This is a genomic window from Rhodococcus cerastii (assembly GCF_033042195.1).
GTDB lineage: Bacteria > Actinomycetota > Actinomycetes > Mycobacteriales > Mycobacteriaceae > Rhodococcoides.
Genome location: NZ_JAWLKF010000016.1, coordinates 93,502 through 106,515, shown reverse-complemented (window position 1 = coordinate 106,515; position 13,014 = coordinate 93,502). Strand labels below are relative to the sequence as shown.

At 64.9% G+C, this 13,014-nt stretch carries 15 protein-coding genes; 9 read left to right on the top strand and 6 right to left on the bottom strand.

From position 1 onward, the window contains the following. Nucleotides 1–193 precede the first annotated feature (193 nt). On the bottom strand, nucleotides 194–1,234 hold the full coding sequence (locus tag R3P93_RS21790; RefSeq protein WP_317534059.1) for an iron-siderophore ABC transporter substrate-binding protein: 1,041 nt from the start codon (nucleotides 1,232–1,234) through the stop codon (nucleotides 194–196). A gap of 111 nt (nucleotides 1,235–1,345) precedes the next feature. Between R3P93_RS21790 and R3P93_RS21785 the strand changes: the two genes are divergently transcribed. Next, entirely contained in the window at nucleotides 1,346–2,182 is an 837-nt protein-coding gene (locus R3P93_RS21785) for an SDR family NAD(P)-dependent oxidoreductase (RefSeq protein ID WP_094669573.1), read from the top strand. Next, nucleotides 2,179–2,673, top strand: coding sequence for an SRPBCC family protein (locus R3P93_RS21780; RefSeq protein WP_094641349.1), 495 nt, complete (start codon nucleotides 2,179–2,181; stop codon nucleotides 2,671–2,673). Before R3P93_RS21785 ends, R3P93_RS21780 begins: the two co-directional genes overlap by 4 nt. Before the next feature lie 3 nt (nucleotides 2,674–2,676). Here R3P93_RS21780 and R3P93_RS21775 read toward each other — a convergent pair whose 3' ends face one another. Beyond that, nucleotides 2,677–3,186 (bottom strand): mycothiol transferase, encoded by a 510-nt coding sequence (locus R3P93_RS21775; protein ID WP_094669589.1) that lies wholly within the window; start codon nucleotides 3,184–3,186, stop codon nucleotides 2,677–2,679. A gap of 99 nt (nucleotides 3,187–3,285) precedes the next feature. Here R3P93_RS21775 and R3P93_RS21770 point away from each other — a divergent pair, with 99 nt between their 5' ends. Then, nucleotides 3,286–4,320, top strand: a complete 1,035-nt coding sequence (locus R3P93_RS21770; protein WP_317534055.1) for an NADPH:quinone reductase — start codon at nucleotides 3,286–3,288, stop codon at nucleotides 4,318–4,320. Between the two features lies 1 nt (nucleotide 4,321). Here the strand turns inward: R3P93_RS21770 and R3P93_RS21765 are convergent, their stop codons facing one another. Further along, entirely contained in the window at nucleotides 4,322–4,795 is a 474-nt protein-coding gene (locus R3P93_RS21765; protein WP_317534054.1) for a phosphoribosyltransferase, read from the bottom strand. 84 nt (nucleotides 4,796–4,879) lie between these two features. Here R3P93_RS21765 and R3P93_RS21760 point away from each other — a divergent pair, with 84 nt between their 5' ends. The 3 genes from R3P93_RS21760 to R3P93_RS21750 all read left to right on the top strand — a co-directional run bounded on the left by R3P93_RS21760 (nucleotide 4,880) and on the right by R3P93_RS21750 (nucleotide 7,582). Further along, entirely contained in the window at nucleotides 4,880–5,548 is a 669-nt protein-coding gene (locus R3P93_RS21760; protein ID WP_317534053.1) for a class I SAM-dependent methyltransferase, read from the top strand. A gap of 9 nt (nucleotides 5,549–5,557) precedes the next feature. Then, nucleotides 5,558–5,920, top strand: coding sequence for a VanZ family protein (locus R3P93_RS21755; RefSeq protein WP_317534052.1), 363 nt, complete (start codon nucleotides 5,558–5,560; stop codon nucleotides 5,918–5,920). Nucleotides 5,921–6,073: 153 nt separating this feature from the next. Then, the gene (locus tag R3P93_RS21750; protein ID WP_188078858.1) at nucleotides 6,074–7,582 is read left to right on the top strand and encodes a stealth family protein; all 1,509 of its coding nucleotides are present in this window, start codon (nucleotides 6,074–6,076) and stop codon (nucleotides 7,580–7,582) included. Nucleotides 7,583–7,585: 3 nt separating this feature from the next. Here the strand turns inward: R3P93_RS21750 and R3P93_RS21745 are convergent, their stop codons facing one another. Then, a complete protein-coding gene (locus R3P93_RS21745; RefSeq protein WP_094641556.1) occupies nucleotides 7,586–8,497 on the bottom strand; it encodes a phosphodiesterase in 912 nt (303 codons plus the stop codon). A gap of 158 nt (nucleotides 8,498–8,655) precedes the next feature. Here R3P93_RS21745 and R3P93_RS21740 point away from each other — a divergent pair, with 158 nt between their 5' ends. Continuing rightward, the gene (locus R3P93_RS21740; RefSeq protein ID WP_094641337.1) at nucleotides 8,656–9,465 is read left to right on the top strand and encodes an alpha/beta fold hydrolase; all 810 of its coding nucleotides are present in this window, start codon (nucleotides 8,656–8,658) and stop codon (nucleotides 9,463–9,465) included. A gap of 72 nt (nucleotides 9,466–9,537) precedes the next feature. On the opposite strand, the gene R3P93_RS21735 is transcribed toward R3P93_RS21740, so the two are convergent. Further along, nucleotides 9,538–10,665 (bottom strand): acyl-CoA dehydrogenase family protein, encoded by a 1,128-nt coding sequence (locus R3P93_RS21735; protein WP_068053274.1) that lies wholly within the window; start codon nucleotides 10,663–10,665, stop codon nucleotides 9,538–9,540. Nucleotides 10,666–10,681: 16 nt separating this feature from the next. Continuing rightward, the gene (locus R3P93_RS21730) at nucleotides 10,682–11,857 is read right to left on the bottom strand and encodes an acyl-CoA dehydrogenase family protein (RefSeq protein WP_068053271.1); all 1,176 of its coding nucleotides are present in this window, start codon (nucleotides 11,855–11,857) and stop codon (nucleotides 10,682–10,684) included. A 78-nt stretch (nucleotides 11,858–11,935) separates the two neighbouring features. On the opposite strand from R3P93_RS21730, the gene R3P93_RS21725 reads away from it, so the two are divergent. Together R3P93_RS21725 and R3P93_RS21720 are read left to right on the top strand one after the other, a co-directional pair. Then, on the top strand, nucleotides 11,936–12,490 hold the full coding sequence (locus R3P93_RS21725; RefSeq protein WP_068053269.1) for a histidine phosphatase family protein: 555 nt from the start codon (nucleotides 11,936–11,938) through the stop codon (nucleotides 12,488–12,490). A gap of 14 nt (nucleotides 12,491–12,504) precedes the next feature. Then, complete coding sequence (locus R3P93_RS21720) at nucleotides 12,505–12,987, top strand: RidA family protein (protein ID WP_068053267.1); 483 nt, start codon at nucleotides 12,505–12,507, stop codon at nucleotides 12,985–12,987. The last annotated feature ends 27 nt before the right edge of the window (nucleotides 12,988–13,014 follow it).

Sequence of the window (13,014 nt, the reverse complement as noted above, 5' to 3'; positions counted from 1 at the left end):
CCTTCGAAGGACGCATCACCCCGAACGGAAACTAACCGACGCCAAGGTCGGATCCACCGTTAATCTGACACTCCCGGCTGGAAGAGATTGTTCGACAGGCCGATTCGAGTGGAGCACGGATCGGTCACCGTGGTCGTGTCACATCACCTCGAGCGGGTGTTGCAACAGGAACGACTGCGCGAGGTGTACTGACCTAGTTTGCGTCGAGTGTCGCGATCGCCTCGTCGATCATCGGCACATATCGCTCGAGTGCCCACGGCACCGTCAGCGGATTGATGATGGACGATCCGGTGACGAACGACTGATCCGTCGGCGCAACGACCGAACCGCGGGACACAGCCGGAATCTGCTTGTATGCAGGCTGATTCTCGGTGTCGGTGCGGTTCTGCGGGTCCGAGTAGAAGGTGAAGATCAGGTCCGAGTCGTTCAACAGATTCGCGTTCTCCAACCCGATGACCGCCGAGTCGGTGCCCTCGGTCTCGTCGAGCGTGTTCACCACCGGATCGACCTGCAACCCGAGGGCTCGCACCATGGCGACGCGTTGTTCGTCGGCAAGAAACACTCCGAGGGTCCCCGGCCCGGTGTTGTAGATGTACGAGAAACTCACCCCGGCGTATTCGGGGTGCTCGCTGGTGGCGTCGGCGAAGCGGCCCTTGATCTTCTCGATCTCGTCCGCCGCCTTCTGCTCCTCCCCCATGGCCTTGCCGATGACGGTGATCTGGTCTTCCCAGGTGATCGTCCACGGCTGTTCCTCGTACGCGACCACCGGTGCGAATGCGCTCAGCTTGTCGAACTGATCCTGTGTGACGCCGGACCACGGGGCCAGAATCAGATCGGGTTCGAGGGCAGCAACGGCTTCGATGTTCAATTCGGTTCCACCGGTGAACTGTTGGGGAAGTTCGGCACCCAACTCGGTCACCGCGTCGTGAACCCACGGCAGATACCCGGTGTCGTCGGCACCCCACGAGTACTCCTCGACGCCGACGGGCACGGTGCCCAGCGCGATCGCCGTCTCGGCCGAGCCCTGCCCCAGAGTGACGATGCGCTCCGGCTTCTCGGTGATGACGGCCTGACCCAGAGCCGAATCGATGGTGACAGTGGCAAAGTCACCGCCGCCGTCCTGTTCGGGCTCGGCAGTATCGGCAGAGGAGCACGCCCCCACCACCAGGGTTGCCACGGCAAGCGTGGACAGCAGGGTTGCACGGCCGGCAGTGCGTCGACCGGCCGGTGACATTGAGAACATGGTTACCTCTCGACGAACCAGCGGGAATCAAAGTAAGACTAGGCTAACCTACAAGTTCCGTTCAAATGCGCTGCCCGGCGGCCATTCGCTACGGTGGGTCGCATGAGCCTTCCTCGTCCAGCACCCGACCGGACCGCCGTCGTGACCGGAGCGTCCTCGGGCATCGGGGCATCCATCGCCCGCGAACTCGCCTCCCGGGGCTACGGCGTCACCCTCGTCGCTCGGCGAGCCGACAAGCTCGAAGACTTGGCACAGGAGATCCGAGCACGGGGAGTCCGAGCCGAAGTGCTCGCAGCAGACCTCTCGGACCGCAGCGCTCGCGCCGAACTGCTCGGCCGCATCACCGAACTCGGTCTCATCCCGGACATCCTGATCAACAACGCCGGACTGTCCACCCTCGGACCGGTCGCAGAATCGGACCCGGCTGCGGAAATGAACATGATCGAGGTCGACGTGGTCGCCGTTGCGGACCTGTGCACCCGATTCCTCCCCGGCATGGTCGAGCGCCGACGCGGCGCACTGCTCAACGTTGCCTCGACTGCCGCGTTCCAACCTCTGCCCGGACAGGCCGGCTACGGCGCGTGCAAGGCATTCGTGCTCTCGTACACACAGTCGCTGACCGGTGAACTGCGTGGAACCGGCGTCACGGCCACTGCGCTGTGCCCCGGACCGGTACACACGGGATTCGGCGAGGCCGCAGGGTTCGCGAAAGACGATGCAGAGAAGGCACTTCCACCTATCATGTGGGTCGAGGCGGACACAGTCGCCAAGACTGCCGTCGACGACATGACCAAGGGGCGCATGGTGTCGATTCCGGGAGCGGCCAACCGCATCGGATCCATCTTCGCGCAGATCACCCCGCGAACGGTGTTGGTGCCCATGCTCACTCGCATTCACCCCGGCCTGGGCAAGAACGCCCGCAAGGGAGCCTCGTCATGAGTCGCGAACTCACCGTCTCGGACAGCATCGTCGTCGCTGCCGATCCCAACACGCTGTACGCCGCGATCAGCGACCCCACGCGCATGGGTGAGTGGAGCCCGGAGAACAAAGGTGCCACCGTCCACGACCCTCGCGAGACTGCCTACGTGGGAATGGTGTTCGACGGAACCAACAAGCGCGGCCGGGCGAAGTGGGTCACGCGCTGCACCGTCACCGCGGCCGAGCCTGGCAAGACCTTCGAGTTCCGCGTCCACGCCATCGGCAAGAGCGCTCCGAAGATCAAGGGCGCGAACGCAACCTGGCGATACGACTTCGAACCGGTCGCAGGGGGCACGAAAGTGACCGAGACCTGGACCGACGACCGGACGAAGTGGCCCGACGCGCTGGCGCTCGTGTTCGACAAGATCGTCACCAGCGGTAAGACGTTCCCGCAGTTCCAGCGTCGCAACATTCGCAAGACGCTGGAGAATCTGCAGAAGGTTTACGCCTGATTCTCAGGCCCGCCGGGTGTACAGGCCTAAAACGTACGACGCCTGCCCGGCATGCTGAAGGTCGTCGGACACCACCGACACCAGCCGCGCACCCAGCGTGACCGGCGGGTCCCAGTTCTCGTCGACGATCCGATCCAGATCGTCGGTCGAGATACTGCTCAGGTAGGCAACGGTTTTCGAGTGCACGGCATCGTGGTACTCGCGCAGCAGTTCGGCGCTGGAGGTGACCTCGGCGACGTCCGCTGACGACTGGCCGTACCCGATATCGGACCGGTCGAACGGGAGACCGAAGCGCTCGAACCACGAGTCGGAGTTCCACAGCTGCTCGCTGCCTGCCACTCCGGCGATGTGGTCGTCCTGCACCCGCGTCAGGTGCCACAGCAACCACGCAATGCTGTTGGCCTCGGAGTCGGGCCGGTAGGTCAACGCTGCGGCGGGGATGTCGTCCAATACCGAGTGGACGAGTTCCTTGATTCGGCCGAACGCGTCGGTGAGCAGTTCGTTGTGATTCATGCGATCCGTTTCTCCTGTGACAGCACTGATGACCACCCATGCATACCCCCGATGCGCCCGCAGGGAACATCGGGGCGGTCCGAGCGCGTTGGACCGGATATGACTGCTCCAGCGATTGTGTACACCCGCACCGGCGATTCGTCCGTCCTCGAACTGAAGGATCGCGAGGTGACCGAGCCGGCCGCAGGCGAAGTTCGGGTCCGCATCGTGGTCTCGGGCGTCAATCCGACGGACTGGAAGAACAGGACCGGCTCCGGGCCGGGTGAGAACTTGGCGTTCGACGAGGTGGTACCGAACCAGGACGGTGCCGGAGTGATCGACGCTGTCGGCCCCGATGTCGAGGGGCTTGCCGTCGGAGATCGCGTCTGGGTCTACCTGGCCCAACATCAGCGCCCGACCGGTACCGCCCAGTCTTTCTCGATCCTGCCTGCGTCCCGAGTGGTTCGGCTGCCTGATGGCGTCGGATTCGACGTGGGCGCAAGCCTCGGAGTGCCCGCGATGACGGCGCACCGCGCACTGACCGTCTCCGAGGACGGACCCACGCGGCTGCATCCGGGTGCGCTGGACGGCAAGTCGGTTCTGGTTGCCGGTGGTGCCGGTGCCGTCGGCCATGCCGCGATCCAGTTGGCCCGCTGGGCGGGCGCGACCGTGGTGACGACGGTCAGCGGACCGGAGAAGGGCGCACTGGCGACCGCGGCGGGCGCGCACCACGTGGTGAACTACAAGACCGGCGACGCCGCCGCCAAAATTCGTGAACTGGTTCCTGCCGGAATCGATCTCATCGTCGAGGTGGCTCCCGCACAGAACGCCGCACTCAACGCTGCCGTAGGCGCGAACCGCGCCTCCATCGCGGTGTACGCCAACAATGGCGGCGACACCGTGACCCTCGACGTTCGGCCGAACATGGTGCTCAACACGCGCTACCAGTTCGTCCTCCTCTACACCGTGGGCGAAGAAGCTCTTCGCAACGCCGAGGCGGACGTCAGCGCGGCGGCAGCCGCAGGTGTGCTCGAGGTGGGCGAGGCCACCGGTCTACCGTTGCATCGGTTCTCGCTGAGCGAGACCGCAGCGGCACACGACGCCGTCGAGAACGGAACCGTCGGCAAGGTGCTGATCGACGTCTCCAGCGAATAACTCAGGTGATGACCGGCAACGTGGACCATGGGAAATTGATCCACTTGTCGGTCTCACGCCATGAATAATCCGGCTGCACAATGGTTCTCGGCTTGGTGTAGATCACGGCCGATCGCACGTCGGCGGTATGCACCTTCAGTAGGTCGATGACCAGAGCCAGTGTGCGGCCGGAATCGGCGACGTCGTCGACGACGAGCAACTTCTTTCCGACGATTGCGTCGGTGTCCAGAAGTGGTTCGAGGACAACAGGATCGGGCAGGGTCTCCTCGATGTCGGCGTAGAACTCGACATTCAGGGTGCCCGCCGCCTTGACACCCATCGCGTAGGAAATCGCACCCGCGGGAATGAGTCCGCCGCGAGCGATCGCGATGACGATGTCCGGGACGAACCCGTCGTCGACGATCTTCTCGGTCAGGTCACGCGAGGCGTCCCCGAACGTCGCCCATGTCAGTACTTCACGTTCCTGTTCGGTCATGACGCACCACTCTACCCAGAATCCATTTTTGCTGATCGAGCAAATTTGTTTGCGTCAAAGCCTGGCAGCGGGCAGTCTCGAACCATGGTCGACCACACACATACTCACACTCATGCCGCCGACGGGGCCCACGTGGAACCGGATTTCGAGAACGGCGCCTTCGACGAGGCGTTCTGGGACGACCTCTACAACCAGCGCACCACCATCTGGAGCGGCAATCCCAATGCCGTGTTGATACAGGAAGCGTCCGAGCTGACTCCGGGTCGCGCACTGGACATCGGCTGCGGTGAAGGTGCGGACTCCCTGTGGCTGGCCGGTGAAGGTTGGAACGTGACCGGCGTCGACATCTCCGATGTCGCCCTCGGCCGGGCCCGCGCGGCGCAGCAGGCTCTGGAGCCGCAGACACTCGCGGTGGAATGGCGTCAGGAAGACGTTCTGGACTGGACTCCCCCGGCCGCGGCGTTCGATCTGGTGTCGGTGCACTTCCTGCAGGTGCCGCCGGACGAACTCGAACTGACCACCCGCAGGTTCGCCGCTGCTGTCGCACCGAAGGGACGTCTTCTGATCGTCGGGCACAGTCCGAGCGACAGCCACGCCTCGCAGCACCCGGCCAAGAACCGGCTGTTCGCTCCGGAACCGGTGGTCGCCGCGGCGGGCGACGGGTTCGAGCAGATCCATGCCGAACACCGCACCCGCACGACGCCCGACGGCGACGAGCGCATAGACACGGTGGTGGTACTGCAGCGCCGGTAAACTCGGGCGGTGTTCTCGCAGTCGACGTATCGAATTCCCCTGGCCGTCACCTTCGTGGTGGCGCTGATCGTGCTGTTCACCCCCGCGTCCGGGGTGCCGTCGGGATTTCAACACAGCGACAAGATCATTCACTTCCTGTTGTTCGCGGTCCTCGCGTACACCTCCCGCCTGGCCGGAATCGGCTGGGCCGGCACCGCAGCGTGGGTGCTGGGATTCGCGGCGATCTCGGAGGTCCTGCAGGCGATTCTGCCGCTGGGACGCTCCGGATCGGTCGCCGACGCTCTCGCCGATGCCGCCGGAGTTGCTGTGGGCCTGGTCGCGGCGAGCCGGGTACTACCGCGGCCCGTCGGAAATGCCGCGGACCTGCACTAGACTGTGCCTGCACCGGGTTTCCCCGGCCTGCGCGCACACTCCGGAAGGAACGCCATCACCTCGTCCTCTGCCCCGCACGATATCTACCTCGTTCCACCGGAGCACGAGACCAATGATGCCGTCACCCGAGAATCCGCAGCGTCCGCAGCACGCCTGAGCGAACGATCCGACGTGGTCAGCCACGACGGCCGCTACGCACTGACGATCACCTCCACCACCCCGCACCAGGCAATGGTCGAGGATCTGCTGTTCGTTCGCGCCGTGCTCGACGCCGCCCGCATCAAGTATTTGCTCGTCCGCGGCAACGACGAACGACCGGTCATCGCCATAGAACTCGCTGCCCGGGACGCGCTGACCACGGCATTGGTACACGCCTGCCGCGCCGAGCCGTTCTACTCCAAGACCGTCGACGCCCGCGGAAAAGCCGTACTGGTTGCCGACGGCACACTCTCCCCGTCGGCCAACGCCCGGATCGTGCGCCTGTACCGACCGCGCGTCGAACCGTTCAGCGGGTTGTACTACGGCGCATCGACGGCAGTGCAGATCGAACTCTGGTCGTTCTCACCGTCCGAGATCGTGCTTCCGATCGAGAATTCGCTGACCCGACGCAACATTCGGCCCGACGAGGCCGTCCGCGGAACGGTCGAACGCTTCGGCAGAACGTGGCCGACCATCGAGAACATGTTCGCCGACCACGCGTCGGACATCAATTTCGACATCGACATCGTGTTCTCCTGGGTCGACGGCTCCTCGGCAGAATTCCAGGCTCAGCGCGCGCGGCGGATGGCGAACTACGTCGTCGGTGAGGGTGACGACTCGGCAGCCCGCTACCGGCAGATCGACGAACTGAAGTACGCGCTGCGGTCGATTCACATGTACGCGCCGTGGATCAGGCGCATCTTCGTGGCCACCGACTCGGCGAGACCTGCATGGCTCGCCGACCACCCCAAGGTGACGTTCGTGCCGAGCGAGGCCTTCTTCGTCGACACATCCGTTCTGCCGACCCACAATTCGCAGGCCGTCGAAAGCCAGCTGCACCACATCCCCGGATTGTCCGAGCACTTCCTGTACTCGAACGACGACATGTTCTTCGGTCGACCGGTCAGTCCGTCGATGTTCTTCTCCCCCGGCGGAATCAGCATGTTCATCGAGGCGACGACCCGAATCGGGTTGGGCTACAGCGACGCCGACCGCAGCGGCTTCGAGAACGCGGCGCGGGTGAACCGTCGAATCCTGCAGAACCGATTCGGAATGACCACAACCCGGCATCTCGAACACGCGGCAACACCGCTGCGGCGCAGCGTGATGCAGGAGATGGAGAACGAATTCCCGGACGAGTTCGCCTCCACCGCGGCGAGCGCGTTCCGGGCGAGCACCAACATCTCGGTGACCAACTCGCTGTACCACTACTACGCGCTGATGAGCGGTCGCGCCGTGGTCCAGAAGGACGCCAAGGTCCGGTACATCGACACCACCACCGTGGCCGGTCTCGACCTGATGGAGAAGCTGCTCCCCAAGCGATCGGTGGACTTCTTCTGCCTCAACGACGGCAGCTTCCCCGAGGTCGACCTGGACCTGCGCACCCGTACGGTGACACAGTTCCTGGACAAGTACTTCCCCATCGTCGCGCCCTGGGAACGCGCGAGGACCGACGAACGCTGATGCTCAGGCGTCGCTGAACGTCTTGCGCCGCGCGCTGTCTGCGATGGTCACTCCCGCTGCATTCAGCCTGCGCGCGGTCTCCTGAGCCGAGACCGGCTCTCCCACAGTGTCGTACGACCCTGTGGGCACCACCGAATGCACGACGGTGTCCTCGTAGACGTGGACCAAGTTGTATCCCTGGGCACCGTCGCGTCCGCGCAATCCGCCTGCGGGCACGTTCAGATCCTGGGTGTAGCACGTGGCCGACGCCACCGAGACCGGGATACCCGCGAACGTGGCCGTCGTCGAATAGTGCAGGTGCCCAGCAAGAATGGATCGCACATCGGTTCCGCGTAGTACGTCGGCCAGCCGAGGCTGATCGATCAGCTCGACCAGCACGGCGAGATCGAGCACGGTCGGTACCGGCGGATGATGCATCGCGAGAATGGTGCCGAACTCGGCGGGGGTCGCGAGAGTGTCTGCCAGCCAGGTCAATTGCTCGTCGCCGAGCTCGCCGTGATGCCTGCCCGGGACCGTCGTGTCGAGCGTCACCACCCGAAGACCGTCGACGTCGTGGACACGATCGATGGACTGCCCGGTGGGTTCGGCGTCGAGAAGCTTCTGACGAAACGTCGCCCGGTCGTCGTGATTGCCCATCGCCCAGACGATCTGCGCACCGAGTTCCTCGGCCACCGGCTCGACCAACGCGCGCAATTTCTCGTACGCGCCCGGCTCGCCCTTGTCCGTCAGATCCCCCGTGAACACCAATGCGTCGGGCCGCACACCGGAGTTGCGTACGTCGGTCATCACCTGCTCGAGCCGCAAATGACTGTCCACGCCCCCGTACAACCGACCTCCGCCGTCGACGAGATGCGTGTCGCTGATATGCAGCAAGCAGTGATGGGGACGTGGGTACTCGGCCATCCGAGACTTCATCGAACTCTCGCTCACGATCGGACCTACCGTTTCACGTTCACCCGGCCGGGCGAACGCCACTGTTGCAACCCAAGCATACGAGCGTTCACTGAGAAAAAGCTGGTCGGATCTACGCGGTGAACACCGCACCAACATCCGGCGTGTGACAGGTTGAGTGCATGACGAAACCGAAGCTGACCACCCTTCTCGCAACTGCAGGACTGACGGTGGGGTCGATGGTCGGCATCGGCGTCGCGCCCGCTGCCGCGCAAGAGCTGCCGACCGTGGTGCTGGTGCACGGAGCCTTCGCTGACAACACCAGCTGGGACGGCGTAGCCGACAACCTCCGTGGCCGCGGCTACCCGGTGGTGACGGCGGACAACTCGCTGCGCGGACCGGCGTTCGACGCGGCCTCGGTCACCGATGTCGTCGAGAGCATCGACGGGCCGGTGGTACTGGTGGGCCATTCGTACGGCGGCACGGTGATCAGCAACGTGCACGCCGACAACGTGGAAGCGCTGGTCTACGTCGCCGCGTTCATGCCCGTCGAGGGCGAACCCGTCGCCCTGGAACTCGACCCCATCCGATTCCCGGTGACCGCGCTGGTACCGCCGGTGATCGGCCTGTCGATCGTCGACGACTCCTCCAACCTGATCGGCAAGAACGTCGACTCGTACATCACGCCTGCCCTGTTCCGGCCGTTCTTCGCCCCTGATGTCACCGAGGAGCAGGCCGCGCGCATGGTCGCTCACCAGAAGACGATCGCTGCCGGTGCGCTGCTCGAGCCGAGCGGCCCACCGTCCTGGGCGGACACACCGTCGTGGGCGCTGATTCCCCAGCAGGATCAGATCATCCCGGCCTCGGCCGAGCGGTTCATGGCGCAGCGGGCGGGTGCTCGGGTGACCGAGGTGCCGGGTTCGCACGCGATCCTGGTCTCGAACCCCGCAGCCGTGGCCGACCTCGTCGCCGAGGCGGATGCGGGCAGCTGACACCTCACGAAACGACCTCGGGCCCGGCCACCTGTCGACGGTGGCCGGGCCCGAGGAGTGTTAGGGCGAGCGTCAGATCCCGATGAGATCGTGATCGGCGACCTTCGCGGCAAGGATGCGTAGGTGCTCGTCGGCACCACCGAGCGTGTGCTCGATGGCCACCAGTCGACTGGTGTAGTGCCCCACCGGATATTCGGCCGTCACGCCGATTCCGCCGTGCAACTGAATGGCCTCCTGGCCGATCTTGCGACCGGACCGCGAGATCTGCAGCTTCGCGCGCGACGCGATGGTCGGGTCTACGTTGCCGTCGGCCAAGGACATCGTGGCGTACAGGCTCATGCTGCGGGCGAGTTCGAGCAGCACGTACATGTCCGCCGCACGGAAGGTGAGTGCCTGGAACTTGGCCAGCGGAACCCCGAACTGCTTGCGCTGCTTGAGGTAATCGGTGGTCAACCGAAGCGCCTCTTCCATCGCACCGATCGCCTCGGCGCAGAGCGCGGCCTGCGCTCGCACCTCGGCACCGGTGATGGCCGCGGCCGCGTTCTCGGCGGTGCCGAGCGGTTCGGCTGCGACGTCGACGAATTCGATCTGCGCGGCGCGCTGACCGTCGTGGGTGGCGTACGACTTGCGCGTGAGCCCGGTCGCGTCGGCGTCGACGACGAACAGTCCTGTTCCACCGGTGGGCAGCGTCGCACTGACAACGATCACGTCTGCGCTACCACCGTGCGGAACCGGGTTCTTCACGCCGTTGATCGACCACGAGCCACCGTCCTCGGTGGCGGTGGTGGCGACCTCGACGTTGGGCCAGCGGCTACCGGATTCGTTGTGCGCGAACGCCAACATCGACGATCCCTCGGCGACGGGCGGCAGGAGCCGCGCGCGCTGATCGGCGCTGCCGAGCTCGGAGATCAACCCGCCGGGGACGAGAACGGCGTCGAGAATCGGCTCCGGTGCGAGCCGTCGTCCGACCTCGGTCATCACGGCCATGATCTCCACCGGACCGGCGTCCATCCCGCCGTCTTCCTCGCTGAACGTCAGACCCAGCAGGCCGACCTCGGCCAACTGCTTCCAGACGTCGGTGCTCCAACCCAGCTCACCGGCAACGATCTTGTTGCGCTTCTCGGTGTCGTAGGCCCGCGAGAGAACCTCACGAGTGGTGTCGCGCAGCAGCTTCTGCTCTTCGTTGAGTTCGAAATCCATGTCTTCAGATGCTCCCTTACAGTCCGAGAATCGCAGAGGCGATGATGGTGCGCTGAACCTCGTTCGAGCCGCCGTAGATCGACACCTTGCGGTAGTTGAGATAACCCGGTACCGAGCGCTGCGCCCAGCCCTCGCTCTCGATGTCCTCGCCCGCCTCGTAGGGCAGTGAGTCCGGCCCGGCAACGTCCATCAGCAATTCGGTGGTGGCCTGCTGCAGTTCCGATCCCCGCAGCTTGAGGATGGACGACGCCGGATTGGGCTTGCCGTCGTCCGAGCTCGACACCATGCGCAGCTGAGTCAGCTCGAGGGCAAGCAGTTCGTTCTCGACCTCGGCCATCTTGGCCGCGAACAGTGGATCCTCGAGCAACGTGCCGGTGCCGACCTTGGTCTGCGCCGCGTGCTTCTTCGCCTGTCCCAGATGGACTTTGGTGTGTCCGGCCCGGGCGACGCCGGTGCGCTCGTTGCCGAGCAGGAACTTGGCGTAGCTCCAGCCCTGGTTCTCCTCGCCGACGAGGTTCTCCGCCGGAACGCGGACGTTGTCGAAGAAGACCTCGTTGACCTCGACACTGCCGTCGATCAGCTTGATGGGACGCATCTCGATGCCGGGAGTGTTCAGGTCGATCAGCAGGAACGAGATGCCGGCCTGCTTCTTCGGCGCGTCCGGGTTGGTGCGCACGAGCGCGAAGATCCAGTCGGCGTACTGGCCGAGCGTGGTCCACGTCTTCTGTCCGTTGACGATGTAGTCGTCACCGTCGCGGATGGCGGTGGTGCGCAACGACGCCAGGTCCGATCCGGCCTCGGGCTCGGAGAAGCCCTGGCACCACCAGATGTCGAGGTTCGCCGTCTTGGGCAGGAACTTCTCCTTGAGCTCCTGCGAGCCGAACGTCGCGATGACCGGGCCGACCATCGAGGCATTGAACGCCAGCGGCTCGGGCACCGACGCCAACTGCATTTCGTCGAGCCAGATGTGACGCTGTACAGCGGTCCAGTCGCGGCCACCGAACTCCGCGGGCCAATGCGGCACCGCCAGGCCGTTCTCGTTGAGGATTCGCATGGTCGTGACCACCTCGTCCTTGCTCAACTCCTGACCCGTCGCACTCTTCTCGCGAATCTCGGCGGGGACCTTCGTGGTGAAGAACGTCCGCATCTCGTCACGGAACGCGGCCTCTTCTTCTGTCAGGGCAAGATTCATCGACAATCCTCCAAGCTCGTTCGCGTATCTTCGTATCGACCGTACTCCCTGGTAACTCTGGGATATTCTCCGCTCACTATGACTCTTCTGGCACTGGTTCGGCACGGTGAAACGAACTGGAATCTGCACGGGCGCCTGCAGGGCTCTTCGGACATTCCTCTCAACGACACCGGGCGAGCTCAGGCCCGCGAGGCCGGCTACGAACTCGAGTACCGGACATGGGACCACCTGGTCAGCTCCCCGCTGATCCGAGCAGCGGAAACCGCAGACATCATCGGCGCGCACCTGGGTCTGACCCGCACCGCCGAGTTCCCCGATCTGGCCGAGCGGCACTTCGGTGACGCCGAGGGCTTCACCGACTGGGACGCGTATTCGCACTGGCCGGACGGCCGGTACCCGGGCTTGGAGCCGCGTTCGAACCTGATCGTGCGTGGCGTGCGCGCCGTCGACGAGATCGCCGCGCGCTACCCGGACTCGGCGGTGATCGCCGTGGCGCACGGCGGCGTCATCCGGGCGATCTTCGACGCGATCCGGCGACGCCACTCCCCGCGCATCCTCAACGCGGGCGTCTCCACCCTCGAACACGACGGTTCTCGCTGGACCGTTCGCACCATCAACGGCATCCCGGTCTGACAGAGTTTTCTTTCATGGAGATCGAACGTCGCATCACCGAACTCGGCTTCACCTTGCCCGGGGAACCGACCGCTCCGCCCGGTTTCGAGTTCTCGTTCGAATGGGTGCGCGTGCGTGGCAACCGAGTCTTCGCCTCGGGCCATTCCCCCTTGGACCGGGACGGCACCCTGGCCGGCCCGTTCGGTGCAGTGCCGTCGCAGGTCGATCTCGATTCGGCCACCGACGCCGCACGCGACACCGCGCTGGCGCTCCTCGGCAGCGTCGCCCGGGCAATCGGCGACCTCGATCGAATCAGCGCGTGGTTGACCGTGACCGGGTCGGTCAACGCCGACCACGGCTTCACTCAGACCACCACGGTCGTCAACGGCTTCTCCGATCTGGTGCTCGCCATCTTCGGTCCGGAAATCGGTGCCCATGCCCGCACCGCACTCGGGGTGGCGGCATTGCCGATGAACAACACCGTCGTGGTGTCAGCGGAACTGGAGATCGACGGGTAGGTTTTGCTCCACTCGTACATACGGCGA